We start from the raw sequence: 17,554 nt of genomic DNA, 5'->3' as shown, positions 1-17,554 counted from the left end.
GGCCCTGACAACCATGGTCACCCCACCTGACCTGCGCAAAACCAGACCATCCGCCCCCACCCCCGAAACTATTCGACCGGGGGGTCTCGAAGCGACCGCCAGGCCGTCAACTTTTTTACGTACAGCCCGAAAAGTTTCGGCTTGGTGGGCGATGGATCAGACTAAAACCTCTGGTCAAAGGCTGAATCACTCCACGAGACGTTCGAATTCTTCATCGGCAACGGCTCGCAGTTCTGCAAGCAGCTCGCGGCCGAATGGGCTGAGGTCGTACGCCCCGATGCCTGTCCCGAAATAGCCCGTCGCCGGCATGACAACACCCGTGTTCTGCAGGGTGGCGTGAATGGGCACCGGCTGGGCCTTATTGAATTCCTCGACTGGTCCACGACTGTTGTCTTCACAGCGTTCCACGGCTAGCTCGAGCGCGACGAGAGCGCGAACATGCACGGGCTCCAACTGGGACAAGGCGGCAACCTTGAGTACGCCCAGGTCGACAGCGGCCTCATCCAGTAGTGCATTTGCGACCGCTCTGCCCAATAGCCGCCGCTTTGCCTCGAAACCGGTTCGGGCGGCAGCGTCCAAAGCATTGCCGATGAGCGGCTCCAGGCGAGGATCCTCCGTCAGGCGAGCTAGCATCCTCTCCTCGCCCACCGCCGCCGCTATCTCCCGGGCAGTCGACTCGATCCGGTATCGCCGGCGCTCATCCACCGCGTCGTACACCGTTGACAAGGCACCCCCGACGTAGGGCACCAGGGACAGCCCAGCGCTAATCACGACAACCGCAGCCGGTCGAGGCCCAGTCATAGCCCTAGCTCCCGCCCGGAGGCTGGTTGGGAAAGGGGCCCCTGTGAGACGGCTGTGGTGGCCACGCCTGTGGCGGCCGAGACTCTGGGGCTTGCGGAGGTGATACGGGCGGCGGGTACCCCAGTAACCGGGGTGTACGAACTGGGAATTGGCGAGCGGAAAACATTGCGCTGGCCAGCAGGCCGACTCCCACGAATATCAGAGCTGTCGCCCAACTGTCTTTTTCGGAGAGTATGGGCGCGCATGCCACCTGGACATCGTTGTTGAGCGTGCCAGTGCCGGGGTCGAATGCCGAACCGCAACCGACGTTGGCGGAGGAGATGAGCGTTATCGGCGAGTACCCGATGACCAGGCCCGCGATGAAGGCGGCCACCCCGAGCGGCACCAATATTTTGGTTGGATTTATGAGATTCACGACGCCCCCTGCGGATCAATGCGGCCGCTTGATCTTGGCACCAATTCGACGCCGGCACACCTTGATTGCCTGTTTCGGCTAATTCGCTCCGACCAACTGGCCCGAGTGCCAAGCGACGGGTTAGGACGTCACCAGATGACGACTTCGGCGTTGTCGCCGCCAAAGCAGCGCGTCGATACCTTCGTCGACCCGTCGCTGAAATATGCCGGATATCTGCCGGCGCATGTCATTTCGTAGCCATCACCAGTAACTGGTGAGAACGCGGTGAAGCTCCCAGCCATGCCGGAGGCGTAAAAGACTTGGCGTACGTTCGCCGCGAACGCACAACTGGTGTGGTCGCCGACGACACCTTCATGCCCATCCGGGCAGATGGTGAAAACATGGGTGCCGCCAGGGGGCGGGAGCACCGGACCTGGTTTGACCGTGGGTGCTGGTGGCGGCAGGGCTTGCACCGTGACTGTTGCCGGCGCGGGCGCCGGGGGTATGACCGTCACCGTCGATGGCGGCGCCGCGGTGACCTTCGGCAGTGCCTCCGGAACGATCGTGGCAGGCCGTGTGGCTTCCGGGACTGGTGTCGGCTTGGTCTGATCGTGGAGATGGAACCCAAGCCATATCAACAGACCGACTGCGACAGCGACTGCGGCACCGGCGATGACGATGATGCTGGCGCGCTCTGCAGTGCGTCCCCACGAGTAATCGCCTCCGGCGTCGCCCTCCTCGTCGGACCACGCGAACTCGGACCCGGCGACCGTGAGGGGCGGTACTAGCTCAGTCTCATCGGCGGCCGGGGCCGCCCCGATCTCGGTCTCGTCCGCCTCGGCGGCAGCCTTGGTTAAGGGCTGCTCGTCGTCTTGGTCGTCGGTGCGGGCCATCGCGGGTCTCCTGTTTGATTCCTCATTGCATATTCGCACCGGGTAGGGACACCTGTCCGGGAAATGCGCCGCAGTATTCGCGACTATGCGTGCTTGTTAGGCCAGCCACCTGGGGTGCGCGCCTTACCCACGACAGGCGTCGTGCTGAACGAATCCGAGCGTGCTCCGCAGTTCAGTGAGCGGAAGGCACCCCGGTTCTCGCTAATGCGACGCGAGAAGTGCGCGGCCCTCGTCTTGGCAGCCGGCTATGAAGTCTGGCCCGGAGTCCACTTGGGCTATCTTCCCGCTTTTCAGATCGCTCTGAAGCACTTTCTGGCAGTACTGGTTCCAATCGGTGTCAGCACTTAACTGCACGTGGTAGTGCTGAATCTGCTCATCGATGGCTTGTTTACCTTGCAGGTACGACGGGGAGTTGGGGTCGGCCGCTGCTACAGGCGCGAAGGCGAACGACAAGGCGCAAATAACTGCTGCCAGCGTCAGTCTGCGGGTGAAAGCCACGAGACAAATTCTACATTGGCGTTGCTAGTTTGCTAGGTGTACGACTTCGTCTAGAAGGTCCACGAGCCGGAGGATTGTAGGACGAATCCCCGGTTCAAAATGGGATCGATGCAAGCGGTCAGCCGGTCTGCGCCCACCAGGCAGGTGGTGTTTGCTGCAGTAATTTTCTGGCCGACGTTGAGCAGCGGTGAAGTGATGGCCGGGCACGTGCCGTCGAAAAAACCGTAGGGGCTCAGGTCCGAGGGCATCGAGCTTGCCGTTCCGACTGATTGGCAGCCGTATCGCCCACGGGGAGCACCTTCCGGCAGGCCGGGTATTGGTCCGGAGCAACCAGCACTCACGTGGTCCTGCGGCCCATTGGCTAGCGAAGCCCACCCGCATTGCAGTCCGTCAGGGGTAGCGAAAAAGACGCCACCACCACCGCGGCCGAATCCGATTGTGTAGCGGGCGGGGTCCACTGGCTGAAAAGCGTTGATATCGGGGAATTTCGGCGGCGTAGCCGTCGCAACGCCGGGTGTACCGCGGGAACAGCCCACTGTTGCAGTCGTGAAGATTGCGATTATGACCGCTGTCGCTATCCTGCTGAACACACGCCGCCGCCTCTCTAATGTTGGACGCCGAAGGTGCTCGTCCATGTGCTCGGGTCGTAGTAACCCGGATGTGCCGGGTCGAACGGCCAAGTGCTTACTCGCAGCTGAATTGTCTCCAATCCGGTCACCGGATCGAGGGACGTGCCGGTGACGGTCGGCCCGTACACGCTGGGAAGATCCGTAGCCCTGATGAGGGTTACGGGAGTGGCGTTCATTAACCCTTCTGGGGTGGCGGCGGATATGGCTTGGACTGGGCCTTCGTTGGTCGAGCCGACAAAGGCAAACCCGCCACCTTTGAGTGAGATCAGTTGGCTTTCGCGATCACCGGGGAGGCTGACATTGCCAACCCGCTGTAAAGAATTCATCCAGCTATTCGGCTTGGCCGGGTCGATAGGGCCGGATACCCACATGCCGCGCGAGAGATCGCCCGTCTTGTTGCTGGTGTTACCGATGATCACCATCCGATTGTTGGCGGCATCATAGGTTCCGCTGGCTTGGTATATCCCAGGCAATTCACCGAGTTTGACGGGGTGATTGGGGTCAGTGAAATCCCACACCGACCCGTTGGTCGCGTATTCGTTGATGCCGGGTTGAACACTGCCATCTGGGTTGCTGAAAAACGCGTATCGGTGGCCGTCTGGCCCAAGCGCCGTTCCCGTCGGCAGCGGTCGGGTGCCCTCTGGCCCCTGCGCCTGCTGGGAAGCTGGACTACGCGGGAAGTTTGTTGGTGAGCCATCCGGGTTTTTGTCTCGAGGATCACCCCCGAAGGTTGGGCCTTGGCCGTCTTGAAACTGGTCTTGTAAGTCGTAGACGCTCTGCTCGCGTTGAGGCGGGGAGGCCGGTCCGGTGATTCTCGGGTCGCTGGGTGGCGGCCCCTGGCCGTCCCCGAAGCCGGCGGGCTTGAACTCGGAGACGAGAGCAGCGTCTTGCGGAGTTAGATTTCCGTTCGCCTGCGCTTGACGTAGCGATCTCGTGTATGTGTCGCGGATGGACGTCATCTGTTTGAGAGCATCTCGGGTGTCGTCTGCGGCGTCAGCTTTAGCGTCATCGATCAACGTTTCGAGCGCGTGGCGGCTTTTCGCATCGAGGGCGGGGTCCTGTAGGTCTTTCTTCGCCGCCACAATGAGTTTGTCGAGCAACTGCAACTGCTTTTCCAGTGTGGCGATCTCTGCGGCGCCCTCTTTCTGCGCGGCAGCCAGCATGCTGGCGATGTTTTCCAGATCATTGCCGATCTTCGGCAGCTGTTCTGTCTGCAAGCCAAGGGATTTCGTCAACCGCTGCACTTCAGCGGAGCCGTTGATCGGGTGATCACCGTTCTGGTGATTCCAGGCCATGTCGAAGCGCTTGCGGGCCTGTTCGAATTCTTCTTGGGCTGCGGTGGAGCATCGGCCGGCAGCATGGAAAGCCTCTGCCAGTTGAGAGATCTGAAAAGGGCTACCGGCCTGCAAGCTCTGGTTGATCGCCCATGGGTCACCGCCAGCTCTGGCGATGAGATCGCCAATGCTTAGCTCGATTAGTTGCATCGCACCGTCTGCCAACCCGCAATCTGTGCTTCCGATCAGCTATGACGCTACCTATGGTGCTACCCGCTCACGCCAGTTCCGGACGATATTGCGCAGCACCTCGCTGCCGTCCGCTCGTCGAGGAGCTGATCGATCAGGGTGGTACTTGGAGTGCGGTCACAGAGTTGACGAGCCACCCGCCACGCGCGGGTGACTAGCCTGAGTTCCCCGTCGATGGTCTCGATATCCCGCATGGATAAGCAGGTTATGGGTGGACGGCTTGAGACGCACTTCACCAACTATTTGAGGCAGAGCACAGCTGCGGGTTACGTTGGTGGCCGTCCTGCGCGTTCGCCAGCCGGTTGGGATCGGCAATGTCCGGGCTACCCCGATGGAATCAGCTGTCCCGGCTTAGACGACCCTCGCCACGATTCGCAGCCTAGGGGCCGGTAGCTCCGCCAGCATTGTCCCGCACGTTCTCAGCTGCACGTCGAGCGTTGTATTCACTCGCGAAAGTATCGGGTCTAACCGGGTAAGTTTCAGTGTCCGAGTAGTAGTCCGGAACGTACCCACCCGGGTAGTAGGTGCCGCGCGAGCTGTAACTACCGCTGTAACAACTGCTACTTGGATTCTCCTAGTGGGGCCGGAACCCCGATGATCCGCGTCCGCATCCACGAACCGTCAGGCCGAATACGGCCTGCCGGCCGGCTGGAAGATATTCCTAGCCATCTGGGAAGCCGTCGAGGCCGGCCTGTCGTCCAACGTCAAGATCGAGGTGCTACGGCGCAAGCCGCCCGACAGCGACCCCGTGACGATGTGCCGGATCACCCCCGTGAAGCCAAATGGCGTGGGCGACGCCGAAACCGTCAACCCAGGCGACTGGTTGATCGCGGACAACTCGGGCTGTACGGCATGACCAACGACGCGTACGCGCAAACATTCACCCCAGTCGACCAACCGCCGTCAATCAACCCGGCCTAGCCACGCATGGTGCGCCTCATGCTTGCGGGCCCGAAAACCGGCACAAAAACCGTGCCTCCTCATCCCCGGGCCCGTAGTAGGCGACACGAATCCGCCCTGGCAACCGACGTAGTCCGGGTCTTTGGGTGGCCGTCCAATCGACTTCCTTGATGCCGACCGTGCCCGGATGCTGTCCTTGCCTCCGGTGGCGCCAACGGTTCAGGCGGTGACCTCGACCATGGCTGAACAGATACACCGCGCTGCTTGCGCTGCGAATGCGCCACTCCTCCACCGAAGGGGAGCGGGTGCTATTGCGGATTCCTTCACGCGGTACCACTCTAGGCTCACGTAGCTCGGGCTAACCTGACGGATGCGACGCGTTTCCTGCTGCGAGCGGAAACGGGCTCAGCGCCCTAACCGAACGAAAGATGCCTCGTTGTAGAACCACTTCCGCAGCCAGATTGGCGCCGACGAGAGAAACCTCTTGGCCTCGTCGGCTTCAACTTCGGTCAGCGGCGCTCCGGGATCTCTCCTCTTATCCTGTGTTGACGCGATTCTGTTACGAAGTTTGACCGCAGCTTCGAAATCACCTGGCCAAAAATCAATGAGCCCCTCATCTAGGCGCTCGTTGAAGGTGTATCTTGGCCGGATTTCTCGGCTGGCGCACAACACCCAAAGCAGAATTTGCCTCAGCAAGTTATCCGAATCGCTGGGAGAGTCCGGGTATTTCCAACCGCGTCGATAAAAATGGGGCAGGGCAAATCTCGAAGACTCCGCGATGAGAGAGTAATTGAACGCTTCGATGGACGTTTCCGGAATCCGCGCACCGGACTTCAGGCGCGAAAATGCGACGGCAAAGGCATTTTCGATCGCCTCGTTCGTAGGTAGATCGCCGCCTTTAGCGAATCGTCGCAGCATCGCTCGCCACAGAAACCCGCTCGCGTATCCAGATTGGGTGGGGCAAATCAATGCATCCCAACCTAGCCACTGATAATCGGCATCTATGCTCTTGAGGGTCAGCCAATTGGCTATCGCGGGATCTGGCGCCCAATCACCGCCATCGCGAATTGCCAGCGCAGCGGCTCGTATCGGCTCGTCCCAGATCTCTATTAGCCTCCCAGTGGTCCCCCTCAGCACCCTTCCCGCCCAGTGCGAGCAAATAAGCAGAGCGACGGTCGGGTGCGCCGTTGCGGCGCTCGGCTCCAAGAAAAGGGAGATGAATTGTTCACGCGCCTGCGGGTTGAGATTAAGCACCAAATCGAATTCGTCAGTGTCGAAACCGCGATCGACGGCATCACGCAATACGCGATTGAGGACACGCTTACGGAGATCGCCGGAAACGTTGACACCCGTCATGAGCCGCAAGAGCAACAGTCCTGAAGCGCCACCCTTGAGCATTTCGCTCAATACAAGCGGGCCCCCGTTGTCTTTTCTGAAATCAAACGCCTGCACCATTAATTCGGGCACTACCGAGGTACGGTCCTTGTCGAATGCGGCTTTGATTTTCTCAAGGACTTCGATCTCGTTTTCAGCACGGCGAGTCAGCGCCTCCGCCGCAAAATACTCGAGAAACGTCCGGTGCGTGAAAGAGAAAATACGTTGTCCACGCTTGTTGCTACCAAAACTACCCAGGAGCCACGCGCGTCCTGCGCAAAAATTGACGAAGTCTTTGGAGGCGTTTTCGGCGTCCCCTGGATCGTAGCCTCCACGATCCCTGAGGAAGTGGGCCAAAATCTTGACGAGTTGCGCTTCCTCGATACCCGCCTGTGCGGCTGTCGAACTATAAACCCAGTAAGCGATCTCCTGCATCAGCCGTTCGGCGTACTTCGGCATGGAGGAATCATGTTCTACTTGGCGATGCGCATCCCAGCGGCGGAACAATAGATCCGCGCATTGCCGATAGACATCGCGGCGGTCGGTAGGAATAGCCCCGTGCTCTCGATAGAGCGCACAGAGGAGGGAAAGCATCAGTGGGTTGTAGCGCAAATCCGTGACCGAGTCGGAGTCGGCCAAGAAACTCTGAACTAGGTCGTTGCGGTCTTTGAGACGAAACCAGTTTCGGCAGTACTCACGGAACTGCTCATCATTGAACTCATCCAGCTCTAGATGACTAAAAAGTACTTCAGGAAGCTTTGCTTGTTCATAGCCCAAGATCCGAGTTGTCACCAGAATAGAGCAGACCGGGTACTGGTTTGCGATGCTTTCTATCCTGGCCGACATTTCGGCTCGCTTTTGCCGCTCAGTTATTTCGTCTAGCCCGTCAAACACCAGACAGACGCGGCCAAGGAGCAACATTCGCTCAAAGTCATCAGAGTCAATACGGATGCCGTGGTCGGCTTGTATGCTTTCGATTGCAAAATCGACAACAGACTTATGCCAAGTCGACTTCGCATACCTCCGGCAGGAAATCTCTACAACTGGTACCGGACTCGACTCACAAGTCACCTTCTTGTAATGACGAACGAATGTCGATTTGCCGGCTCCCGGATTCCCCATGAGGACTACTCGGAACGGACTCGTGGTGGGCGACAACGTTTCAGGCATGACCGCCGTCGTGGTTCCAGATTTCCTAAACGGTCGCCCCACGTAAAGTTTTTCGAAGTCCAACGACCCTTCAATTTCGGTATGCGTCAGGATCGGCGGCAGGTTGAGACTTCCAATTGCATTTGCTAACTCACGCGCCTTGGCCATCGCCGCTACCAGCGTTTGGAGATCTGTCATGCAGCGAATGAGACGCTCAAGATAGCCTACGTTTTGCTGCGGTGATTTAGTGACAAGAACTGGGGTCGAAATGAAGGTTGAGAACTCATCGATTTCGGTCGCAAAATCAGACACATCTATATTCGCGAAACTTCCGTCGAAAATCTGCTTCAAGCGAAGGATTACTTGCGGAATCTTCTCTTGCCACTCCCCGCCGTGATCCGCTATCCAACGTTTCGCTTGATTAGTGACGGCTATTTCAACTGCGTTGTCCACGTCTGCATCTTGCTCGGCCGTGTTACGTTTGCTAAGTTCAGATATGGCAAACAAAGCGAGGACGGGCTCCATGTCCGGTGACGCGAGAAATTTCTCAATTCCTTGGACGTCCCTCACACTGAGGTCAAGTTCGTCGTTTTCCGCGCTGGCGAATTGAATCCACTGCGGATCAAAGGTGCCAAGTAGTCGGAACTTTTTGCGGGCTAACTGGAAACCACCGACAGCGGACTTTGCCACTCCAGCAGCCGCTCCGGCCGCCTTCAAAGCAGCCGTAGTTGTCGCAAGAGGCTCGGGCACGACTCGGATCGTACTGTCGCCATCTGACACCATCTACTGCCTTAAAATCGCGTGTCGCGCCCAGCCGACTCCCCGGGCCCGATCGGTCGGCTGACTGACTCTGGCCGGGCTGACTAAGCGGATGGCGACATACTAGCTGGTGGCAACGGAGTCGTGATGTGTCTCATTTCTTTAGTAATGAGACGGTCGGGGTAGGTCTCTCTGCTGTATCCAAACTTCCACGTCGCGCTGTCTCATAAGTTGCCTCAAAACACTTGTCTCAATACTTGTGCTTCTGAGACTTTTGAGACATACTTAAGCCATGACTTCGACTGCCACAGGTGTTCAGATCGGGTATGCCCGCGTCTCCACGGGTCACCAGTCCCTTGATCAACAACTGGACGCTCTTACCGCGGCCGGCGTCGATCCAGAGCGGATCTATCAGGACAAGCTGTCAGGAACCTCAACACGTGAGCAGCGCCCAGGTCTAGCGGCTTTGTTGGACTACGCCCGCCCAGGCGACGCGATCGTGGTGGTTGGTATAGACCGGCTCGGGCGCAACGCTGCTGAGGTGATGACGACGATTCGCGAATTAGGGGAGCGTGACATCGTGCTCCGCTCACTGCGCGAAGGTATTGATACGTCAAACGCGACGGGTCGTATGGTGGCTGGCGTTCTGGCCAGCCTGGCGGAACTTGAACTCGAGCTTGGTCGTGAGCGGCGTTCGGCAGCTCGTGAAGCACGTCGGGCGCGTGGTCAGGCGATTGGTCGACCCAGAGCGCTCGATGCCTCCAAAGCCGCGCTTGCGCAGCGGATGCACGCGGCGGGTGAATCGGCTGGCACGATCGCGACGGCCCTCGGGGTGAGTCGCGCAACGGTTTACCGAGTCCTTGCCGAGTGCGGCCCGTCTTAACCGGCCAGTGTCCCCACCAGGGACAAGCGAGCTCGCGTCTTACCACGGACCAGCAGCTTCAGCCTAGAAGTTATAACCGATAAGTTATATTATTGGTTGGTGACGTGGACGGTCGACGTAGACCTGATCACCGACTGGCTGAGCCAACTTGACGACGATAGCTACGACCTCGCGATTGCGGCGATGGAAATCCTTGAGAATGTCGGTCCTGCGTTGAGGGAGCCGTTGGTTAAGAAGATCACCAGCTCGCGCCACAACAACATGAAAGAGCTTAGGCCGGGTAGCACGGGCGCTCAGAAGATCAGAGTGTTGTTTGCGTTCGATACTCAGCGGGTCGCTGTGATGCTTGTCGGAGGCGACAAGGCCGGTGACTGGTCGAGATGGTACGACGAAAACATTGCTATTGCGGATGACCTCTTCGACCAGCACCTTGAGGCCTTAGAGGAAGAACAGAAGAAGCAGGGAAAGCAAAGGAAGCGCGGGACGAAACGATGACTACCCTCCAAGAGTTCCGACGCAAGCGTCCCCCAAACCGTGGGGCCGTCGAGGCGCACAAGGCGCGGCTGCTTCAAGAACTTCACGCATACCGGTTACGCGAGTTACGGGAGGCGATGAACATTACTCAGACGGACTTGGCGGGAACCCTAAAAATCGCTCAGAACCGTGTGTCAAACATCGAGCGCGGCGACATCGAGCACATCAAAGTCGACACTCTTCGCCGCTACATCGAAGCGCTTGGCGGACGCTTGCGTATAGCGGTGGATGTCGGGGATGGGACTCTGGTAGAGATCGCCAGCCCCCTCCGCGAGAGTCCAGACGATGTATCGGCGTCCGGGCCGGTCCCGAGCGTGCAAGATAACGGCCCCGCCGATGTCGCCCCTCCCGCTTACGATCGCAGCGGGCATCCTCGTGGACAGCTGTCCAAGAGTCGCGGGGAAACGTCTCGCGTGCAAAGAAGCAAAAAGGACGTGAGTCGAGCTGCCAAGCTCCTAGCTAATCCCAGGTCGACGAGAGCGCAAAAGAGCGTCGCCGCAAGCAACTTGGCCCAGGCCAAAAAAAAGGGCAAGTAGTAGGCCGCAGCGGTGGAGCCTAAAGCGCAGTACAGACAATTCTCGGGTCCGCAGCGGTAGGTTGAGTGCATGCCGCAGTACATGGGGATCGATCACCGTAACTGGGAACGGAAATGCCCTCGATGTGGCGGCCAGATCGACTGGTGGTTCGCTCATGCATACCAAGTTGGCACGGCCAAGTTAACCGCGGTCTTCGTGCCCGACTGTCTGGGTAGTTGTGAAGAGGGCGCTGATATAGGTCTTGGTCCGAAGTGTCACACCGGCTTATCGAGAGCTTGGACCGCTAGGGAAGCTGGCTCGTTCGCTTAGCCCATGGTGAAAGCAGCATCCGTGAACTGGTACAGCAGGGCGGTTAAAGCAGCGGACCGGATCGACGAAGTACATACCTCGCCATGGAAGCTCGCAAGCACCTACGCGCTGCTTTCCATCGCGGAAAGCCTGCTTACACCCGGCGCGACAGCCTCTAGCCCAGATCGGTACGACGAAATCCTCACAACAGCCGAAGTCTCGGCGATAACGAAGATCCCAGCCGGCACCCTTCGATACTTCCGATATGCCGGTACCGGACCCCAATCATTCAGGCTCGGTCGGCAAGTGAAGTACCGGCGCGCTGATGTAGAGAAATGGCTGGACGAAGCCCGCAGGCGGGGTTAGTCCCCGGTCATTTAGCAGTCCGCGTCACTCATCAGACGGACGACTCTTCAACTCTTCCCGTAACGCCGCGGCTTCGGCTTCCAGTTTCTGCAACCGCCGCTCCAAGGTTTTGCGGGGCTTCGGTTTGGGCTTGACAGACTTGATCGGCTTCGGCATGGGCGCCAGGAATCCGACACGCTCGTAGGCCACCATGGATCGCAGGTTGCCGCAGGTCTTGCACTGGGCAAACGGCCTGGGGTTGGGATGGTTCTCGGCATATACGCGACGCCAGAACTGCTCGTCGTCCTGCTCCCTGTCCTTAACGATCTCGGCGAGAAACTCATCGAGCGGCAAGAACCCCTTCTCGCCAGGCTCTTTGTGGCCGATGCCGTCTTCGGGCTTCCAGTCGAGATCATCGACCCATTCCTGGTCGTAGTGCCCACAACTGAGCAACACCTCCCAGACGGCATACTCTTTCCTGGACCCGATCATCTCGCCGTCGATCTCCACTGGCTCGGAAATCCGTGGTTGGTCACGACGCCTGATCCACTCGACGATGTCGCGGACGGGACCGCCGCCCCACCACCTGTACCTTGGGCACTCGCTGTTGTATTCGCACAACCACTGACTAGGCGGCAGCTTTTCCTTGCCGTTCAGACTGGGGCGTTTTGGCCTAACCGGTGGATCTTCGCCGGCGGCTTCAGCCTCACGGTCCTCTCGCCACTCTGCGTTGAACCGCTCGTTTGCCTGTTTACGCTCCCGTTCTGACGCTTTTACCGAGGTGAAGTGGTAGCTATCCGATTGCGCCAGCAGTTCTTGAACATCATCACCATGAGTTTGCACCTCGCGTATGCAGCCGCAGTCCAGCTGGATGCGCCACCGGAATATCTCCTCGGGCTTGGGGGTGAGCAGGGCGAAGATCGCAGCTTGTCCGGGGCCTTCCTTCACATTGGCCCAGCGCCAGCGCTCGTACTCACGGATAGCTTCTTCGCGGGGGATGGGTTTGCCTGGAAGCTTGCGTTCAACCACGGTCATTTACTGCCCCTTTTTCGGTCGGCCCCCGGGGTCTTCGACAAACTGCTTACACCCGCATGTCCAGCACACACCAATCTTGGGTGGGTTGATAGTGCCGGGTGCGATGGTTGTTTTGAGGCCGTGACCCGCATCGGTGTGCCCGCACTTGCAGTAGCGCTTCGGTGGTCGCGAACTCCGCTGGGCGATCTTCTTGACCGCCGCTGATTCCTCGACCCTTTTGACCTCGTTTGACCGATCCGGAACTTGTCGCCTCTCGCGTTTGCGTGGCATTGCAGAGGGATCGTTCCAGTGAAATCCAATCGGTTGCATGAGCTTCTCATCGATCTCATCGAGGTCGACCCTGAGCGTGCGGTGGCGCCCGTAGCTGCCGATTCGGTAGCCCCTAATCTCACCCTCCGTGATGAGCTTTCGCACGAGCGTTGTGCTTACCCCTAAATACTCCGCGGCTTCGGCGACGCTGATGTACCGGCGGCTCATCGCGCACGCAGCCTGCGCAGACATGCAGGGCACATCGGTGCTTGGGCTTCTTTTGGCTGTCCGCACTTTTTGCAGGTCAGCTTTCGTCGCTGACGTGCTGCCGCAGACTTCATCGCTAGCCCTTGGTAGTAGGCCTTGCGTGCAAACTCGGCCCGCTTGGCACGCTCCTGAGTAGTCAGCTTGCCCTCCGGGTCGACCTCCTTCTCGAACCTATCCAGCATCGCCCGACGTGCCGGCAGAGTGCGAGCCGCGCGGTCCTCCGTCATCGCCCATGAGGTGTAGGCCCCAAGCCGACCGCGCTGACTGCGGAACTGCGGGGTGTCGTCGACCATGGCTTATTGTTCTCGCGGTTCGATGAACGGCCTCCTAACCCGTAAAGACAATCCGACGAGTGGTGCGCGAATACGGAGTGCGCGTGACCGCCCGCCAACTCGAAGCAGTTGTAGCGAACCTGACCATAGCTAACCAGGCAAACGATATCGCCAGGGGCTTGACCAGCGATAACGGAGTTTGTCCCATCCGCGAGCCCTCAAGCAGCCTGTTTAGGCCCAACAATCATGAGGCTGAAACACCAGCTAACTCCATTGCAATACGGTAGCTAGGCAAATGCGGTTAATAGCTATCTATGCAGCTCAGGGCAGGTAGTGGAGCCTCCCAGCAACCATGGTGCATTGCCTGGGGGTGGTCCCCTTCGACCGCGCCAGGGCTGACACACTCGCGAAGCCGGGTTTCCCCAACTAGTCGGCGCAGAAGTTTCGAACAGAATCAAATATAGCCATCGCACGATTAGCAGTAGCTGTCAGTGCGCCAGATTCGAGAATTGCGGACAGTAGACGGCTACTGCGCTTTTAGCCACAACTTCCGCGTCGGGAATGGTAAATGTTGGCCTAAACGGGCCTGGGTTGTTCCGCACATCAGCATTCTCGGTGGCCATGATGCTCTCCTCGATGAGGTTCATGGGCTGAGTGTCTGGTGGTGCGAGGTTAAAGCAGGTGTGGCGGCCCATCTCCATGTACCTCTGGCGTAACCCCTCGACGCCAGCGGTGATGCCCTTTGCTGCCAGAGCGGTAATGATGATCGTCGGGGCTCTGAACCGACGTAATAGCGACACTTGTGGCGGCCATCCGCTTGGGCGCGGTGAAGTGCATAACGGTGACTGCAGCAGCGGCGCCCAAGATTGCACTGAGCATTGCTGGCAACACGACCCGAGTACCGCGTTTAAACCAATGCTGTTGAGGTGTGTAATCCTCCGGCTCGAGCTCGGATGCCCACGCATTAATGGGTTGCGGTTGAGGAGTGTCGACCTTGGCGGTTTCCTCGACCGGCACCATTCCAAGTTCCGTCTCATTCACCGGGTCTGCCATAGATCAGATCGTAGCTATCCTCAACTGTTTTTTGAGCGGATCGGATAGTCGACCACACGTCCTCAATGGTTGGCTTGCGCGGTTTCTGGCGCTTGGGTTTCTTGGGGCCATAGTTCGCATTCGAGATGAGAGCGAACGCCAACACACCGCATGCGAAGGCGATCAAAAACCCGAACACGCGCTTAAGTCGCCGGTCGTGACCCACAGCGGGTCTAGCCTCTCAAGTTCATCCGCAGCCTTGACTAGGGTTGCCGCTAGCTCTCTGGCCTCATTGGGTGATAGCGGGTAGTCACCCATCAGCAGTTGAGCGCGGATAAGGTCACCACTCTCAGTTAGGAAGCCGTACACGACAACCTCGTCCGCGGGGTCGGCGTCCCCGTTGTAGACGATTCTGAATCCGGGATGGCCCTCTGGCCCGGTGCCGTCCCAGGTCTCTGCGTAGTCGGGCATCTCGATCGGTATCGCCCCTTCGGTGCAGTGGTTGGCGTCGTGGCCGTCCTGATTGCACATGAAGCAGCGGGTGACGGGGAGCGTCGTCATTGGTGGTCCCTCTCTGTCGGTCCGGAAGCTGGTGGAGTACGACTGACGGTACACACCTTGTAAACAGACAGCACCGAAACTCGCAAAGATTTCCAAAAGTGACCAACGGGTGAAGTGCCCAAAATCCCTGTGTAACGGGCTAATCTGCTCATGGAGCCCGGTCTCAGCAACCTGACAAACGTTCAGAAAGGCGGACTTAAAATCCGCCCAGTGTCGGTTCGAGTCCGACTGGGGGCACTAAAAATTGGCTGGACGTCGCTGTCCATTACCCAGAGCAGTCGGCCCGCCCCCGAGCGGGTCACGGGCCGCTGCTTCGTCGGAGAGTAGGCCTGGGACGGGTGATCAGGCCGTCGCCGCCACCTTCTTGCCGAAGATGCGCTCCAGCGCCGCGGTGTCGCCGTATGCCTGCACCCGCACGGTGCGACCGTCGCGCACGGTGAATACCGTTGCTGCGTCCGTGGTTTCGCCGGCCACGGTGGTTTGGCCGAGCATGATTACCAAGTCGCCGTCCGCGAGCATGCGCTCACTCGTGACAGAAGCTTGCTTCTCACTCATCTTGGCCAGCAGCTCTGCTATTTCCTGCTTGCCGTGGTAGGTGCCGCTGATGGCGCTGTCGCCCGGCTGGATCCACTCGACGTTCTCATCGAACAGGCTCATCACCGTATCGCCGTCACCAGCGTTGAAGGCTTCGTACCCCTTCTTGATCAGCTTCATGTTCTGTTCTTGCTCTGACATTCCCGTTGCCTTTCGTGATAGTCCGATGTTTCGGCCGTGACCGACATGGCCGGTCCAGCGTCCGACTGAAACGCGCTAGAGCGCGCATTGCCTGGTCAGAGGTGCTCCATCATGCGAGACATCCGTCCATCCTCGAAATAGCTGGTGTAACGCCGCGGATAGACAGGCCGCGGCTCGGGCAGTCTGAAGTGGATATGGCCGATGGCTGATATGAAAGCTGCACGAGACCAGTGACGATGAATCATTGCCGGCGACACCGCTGCGGCGGCCACTGCGGTGTTGAACAAGACCTCCGATTCGCTGATCACAACCGGTGACGAGGCGTTTCGGGCGGCGTCGGTGGTCGCTTGACCGGTATCCGGGCGGTCGATCGGCATGCCCGTCGCGGCCGGAGCTGGCTCGACATCGAGCGCCGACCGACCGGCTGGGGAGTGCGACTTGGGTAGTAGGTGCAACATGGCGGATGCCTTCTGGTGATTGCTGGCTCCGACTGGGAGTCACAGGGATCGAACACTTCAAGGGAAGCATCATGAGGTGGGCAAACACCTCATCTATATGGATGACATTTCGATCCGAACGGGATCCGACTATCCTTTGCTGAAGCCTGCGGGAGGTATACAGCGAGGAAGGCGAATCGATGCGGATACCAACCGGTGAATCGAAGCCCCGGCCGTGGTTACTGTCGAGGATTTCTCCCGCCTGATAGCTGGCATCTACGCTGCGGCGGTCACTCCTGATCGCTGGGAGGCGGCCTTGGGTTCGATTCGCCGCGCGCTGGACGGGACAGCCAGCGGGTTGTTTTTGGCAGACAGTACGGTCTGGTCCGTTCTCGATTCGACCCTTCCCGCGGCCGCCGCCAAGAGCTACGTGGAGTACTACCACCGCTTCGATCACGTGCTTGCCGCCGTCGGGCGAGGCCCGGTCGCCGCGGTACGGACGGGGACGGAGTTGATGCCGCTCGTGTCGAAGTCGGAGTTCTACGAAGAGTGGTTGCATCCCCTCGAACTTGGCGACGGGATGTTCGTCCGGCTGACGGGTGGGCCCACACCGACGTGTTTCATCGTCGGGGCACCGAGACGCACCGAGTCGTTCGACACGTTTGACCGTGTGAAGTTGATGAGGGGCCTGGTTCCACACCTGCAACAGGCCGTGCGCACACAAAACAAGCTTGCCGCTCTTAGCCACACCACTGCGGAGCTGGCGGACGCACTGGAGGTTGTCCGGCACGGAATCGTCGTCGTCGTCTCCCGCGAACACTTAGTTAAAGAAATGAATTCGGCTGCGGAACGGATTTTCCGCGCCGGAGATGGGTTTTGCATGCGGTCAGGATGCATCGCTGCGACGAGCGCGCACACTGAACGAGAGCTGCATCGCGCCATAGACGACGCGCTTCGAGGCGGATGCTCCACCATTCGGGCGGAGCGGTCGCTCATCTCTATTCGCCCCTCCGGTAAGCGGCCGTATGTCGTCCATGTGCTGCCATCCCACTGCCGTGATGCCGATGGGCCACTGAGGAAGCCAAAGGCCTTGGTTCTCATCATCGACCCCGAGGACGAGCCCGAACCCCCTGCGGTGTTGTTGCGGCGGCTCTACCGCCTCACCGATGCCGAGGCAGACGTTGCCTTGCGCATCGCGCATGGCGCGGGCTTGAAGGAAATTTCACAGGAGCTGTCGGTCTCAGTGACGACGGTTCGCACTCATCTGCAACATGTCTTCGACAAAACCGACACGCACCGCCAAGCTCAGCTGGTCCGCCTTCTACTCGTGCTACGTCCGTAGTCACGCGGGCCCGCTGTGCACCCGACCGTATTTGGCCGCCAACAAGGACGTTTGACTCACGCCCTGTCCCCTCAGGTCCGCCGATCGCGGACCAAGGTTTTGGGCCTGCCGCCGACGA

At 59.4% G+C, this 17,554-nt stretch carries 17 protein-coding genes and 1 pseudogene; 5 read left to right on the top strand and 13 right to left on the bottom strand.

Features of this window, described 5'->3' with window-relative positions; genetic code table 11:
- Positions 1-186: 186 nt before the first annotated feature.
- The 6 genes from A5659_RS22320 to A5659_RS22290 all read right to left on the bottom strand — a co-directional run bounded on the left by A5659_RS22320 (position 187) and on the right by A5659_RS22290 (position 8,911).
- Positions 187-717 carry a hypothetical protein gene (locus A5659_RS22320; protein ID WP_156749317.1) on the bottom strand — a complete coding sequence of 177 codons (531 nt, stop codon included), beginning with the start codon at positions 715-717 and terminating at the stop codon, positions 187-189.
- A gap of 627 nt (positions 718-1,344) precedes the next feature.
- Positions 1,345-2,088 (bottom strand): hypothetical protein, encoded by a 744-nt coding sequence (locus tag A5659_RS22310; RefSeq protein WP_067184290.1) that lies wholly within the window; start codon positions 2,086-2,088, stop codon positions 1,345-1,347.
- A gap of 201 nt (positions 2,089-2,289) precedes the next feature.
- Complete coding sequence (locus tag A5659_RS22305; protein ID WP_067184286.1) at positions 2,290-2,586, bottom strand: hypothetical protein; 297 nt, start codon at positions 2,584-2,586, stop codon at positions 2,290-2,292.
- A 50-nt stretch (positions 2,587-2,636) separates the two neighbouring features.
- On the bottom strand, positions 2,637-2,834 hold the full coding sequence (locus A5659_RS28705) for a hypothetical protein (RefSeq protein WP_231997972.1): 198 nt from the start codon (positions 2,832-2,834) through the stop codon (positions 2,637-2,639).
- Positions 2,835-3,190: 356 nt separating this feature from the next.
- Positions 3,191-4,699, bottom strand: coding sequence for a hypothetical protein (locus tag A5659_RS22295; RefSeq protein WP_067184280.1), 1,509 nt, complete (start codon positions 4,697-4,699; stop codon positions 3,191-3,193).
- 1,344 nt (positions 4,700-6,043) lie between these two features.
- Complete coding sequence (locus A5659_RS22290; protein ID WP_197498144.1) at positions 6,044-8,911, bottom strand: NACHT domain-containing NTPase; 2,868 nt, start codon at positions 8,909-8,911, stop codon at positions 6,044-6,046.
- 301 nt (positions 8,912-9,212) lie between these two features.
- On the opposite strand from A5659_RS22290, the gene A5659_RS27350 reads away from it, so the two are divergent.
- The 4 genes and pseudogenes from A5659_RS27350 (at position 9,213) to A5659_RS27340 (ending at position 11,527) form a co-directional block, all read left to right on the top strand.
- Positions 9,213-9,803 (top strand): recombinase family protein, encoded by a 591-nt coding sequence (locus A5659_RS27350; RefSeq protein ID WP_082976155.1) that lies wholly within the window; start codon positions 9,213-9,215, stop codon positions 9,801-9,803.
- Between the two features lie 96 nt (positions 9,804-9,899).
- Positions 9,900-10,298: a type II toxin-antitoxin system RelE/ParE family toxin gene (locus tag A5659_RS22285; protein WP_197498142.1), complete on the top strand. Its 399-nt coding sequence runs from the start codon at positions 9,900-9,902 to the stop codon at positions 10,296-10,298.
- Positions 10,295-10,582, top strand: a pseudogene (locus A5659_RS28700) (XRE family transcriptional regulator); the annotation flags it as partial. The gene A5659_RS22285 and the pseudogene A5659_RS28700, both read left to right, overlap by 4 nt.
- 603 nt (positions 10,583-11,185) lie before the next feature.
- Complete coding sequence (locus tag A5659_RS27340; RefSeq protein ID WP_082976153.1) at positions 11,186-11,527, top strand: AlpA family transcriptional regulator; 342 nt, start codon at positions 11,186-11,188, stop codon at positions 11,525-11,527.
- Between the two features lie 24 nt (positions 11,528-11,551).
- Here A5659_RS27340 and A5659_RS22275 read toward each other — a convergent pair whose 3' ends face one another.
- The 7 genes from A5659_RS22275 to A5659_RS22255 form a co-directional block, all read right to left on the bottom strand.
- Positions 11,552-12,541 carry a hypothetical protein gene (locus tag A5659_RS22275; RefSeq protein ID WP_067184268.1) on the bottom strand — a complete coding sequence of 330 codons (990 nt, stop codon included), beginning with the start codon at positions 12,539-12,541 and terminating at the stop codon, positions 11,552-11,554.
- Complete coding sequence (locus tag A5659_RS29030; RefSeq protein WP_369829397.1) at positions 12,542-13,042, bottom strand: excisionase family DNA-binding protein; 501 nt, start codon at positions 13,040-13,042, stop codon at positions 12,542-12,544.
- A 775-nt stretch (positions 13,043-13,817) separates the two neighbouring features.
- Complete coding sequence (locus A5659_RS27905) at positions 13,818-13,976, bottom strand: hypothetical protein (RefSeq protein WP_156749316.1); 159 nt, start codon at positions 13,974-13,976, stop codon at positions 13,818-13,820.
- 25 nt (positions 13,977-14,001) lie between these two features.
- Positions 14,002-14,382, bottom strand: a complete 381-nt coding sequence (locus tag A5659_RS27900; protein ID WP_156749315.1) for a hypothetical protein — start codon at positions 14,380-14,382, stop codon at positions 14,002-14,004.
- Between the two features lie 162 nt (positions 14,383-14,544).
- Positions 14,545-14,922, bottom strand: coding sequence for a hypothetical protein (locus A5659_RS22265; protein WP_067184261.1), 378 nt, complete (start codon positions 14,920-14,922; stop codon positions 14,545-14,547).
- Positions 14,923-15,264: 342 nt separating this feature from the next.
- Positions 15,265-15,657 carry a nuclear transport factor 2 family protein gene (locus A5659_RS22260; protein WP_066876611.1) on the bottom strand — a complete coding sequence of 131 codons (393 nt, stop codon included), beginning with the start codon at positions 15,655-15,657 and terminating at the stop codon, positions 15,265-15,267.
- A gap of 95 nt (positions 15,658-15,752) precedes the next feature.
- Positions 15,753-16,034 carry a hypothetical protein gene (locus tag A5659_RS22255; RefSeq protein ID WP_066860553.1) on the bottom strand — a complete coding sequence of 94 codons (282 nt, stop codon included), beginning with the start codon at positions 16,032-16,034 and terminating at the stop codon, positions 15,753-15,755.
- A 295-nt stretch (positions 16,035-16,329) separates the two neighbouring features.
- On the opposite strand from A5659_RS22255, the gene A5659_RS22250 reads away from it, so the two are divergent.
- A complete protein-coding gene (locus tag A5659_RS22250) occupies positions 16,330-17,436 on the top strand; it encodes a helix-turn-helix transcriptional regulator (RefSeq protein ID WP_067022622.1) in 1,107 nt (368 codons plus the stop codon).
- Positions 17,437-17,554: the final 118 nt, after the last annotated feature.

Origin of the sequence: Mycobacterium sp. 1165196.3 (assembly GCF_001673415.1) — a bacterium.
In the GTDB taxonomy this organism is placed as follows: domain Bacteria; phylum Actinomycetota; class Actinomycetes; order Mycobacteriales; family Mycobacteriaceae; genus Mycobacterium; species Mycobacterium europaeum_A.
Note: the sequence above shows the minus strand (reverse complement) of the source record. Positions and strands in the feature narration are given on the sequence as shown.

Bases quoted from the DNA above. Each gene is read 5' to 3' on its own strand.
- A5659_RS27905 (WP_156749316.1), bottom strand. From the start codon at position 13,976: ATGAACCTCATCGAGGAGAGCATCATGGCCACCGAGAATGCTGATGTG.
- A5659_RS22275 (WP_067184268.1), bottom strand. From the start codon at position 12,541: ATGACCGTGGTTGAACGCAAGCTTCCAGGCAAACCCATCCCCCGCGAA.
- A5659_RS22265 (WP_067184261.1), bottom strand. From the start codon at position 14,922: ATGACGACGCTCCCCGTCACCCGCTGCTTCATGTGCAATCAGGACGGC.
- A5659_RS28705 (WP_231997972.1), bottom strand. From the start codon at position 2,834: ATGCCCTCGGACCTGAGCCCCTACGGTTTTTTCGACGGCACGTGCCCG.
- A5659_RS27350 (WP_082976155.1), top strand. From the start codon at position 9,213: ATGACTTCGACTGCCACAGGTGTTCAGATCGGGTATGCCCGCGTCTCC.
- A5659_RS27340 (WP_082976153.1), top strand. From the start codon at position 11,186: ATGGTGAAAGCAGCATCCGTGAACTGGTACAGCAGGGCGGTTAAAGCA.
- A5659_RS27900 (WP_156749315.1), bottom strand. From the start codon at position 14,382: ATGGCAGACCCGGTGAATGAGACGGAACTTGGAATGGTGCCGGTCGAG.
- A5659_RS22260 (WP_066876611.1), bottom strand. From the start codon at position 15,657: ATGTCAGAGCAAGAACAGAACATGAAGCTGATCAAGAAGGGGTACGAA.
- A5659_RS22295 (WP_067184280.1), bottom strand. From the start codon at position 4,699: ATGCAACTAATCGAGCTAAGCATTGGCGATCTCATCGCCAGAGCTGGC.
- A5659_RS29030 (WP_369829397.1), bottom strand. From the start codon at position 13,042: ATGTCTGCGCAGGCTGCGTGCGCGATGAGCCGCCGGTACATCAGCGTC.
- A5659_RS22310 (WP_067184290.1), bottom strand. From the start codon at position 2,088: ATGGCCCGCACCGACGACCAAGACGACGAGCAGCCCTTAACCAAGGCT.
- A5659_RS22255 (WP_066860553.1), bottom strand. From the start codon at position 16,034: ATGCCGATCGACCGCCCGGATACCGGTCAAGCGACCACCGACGCCGCC.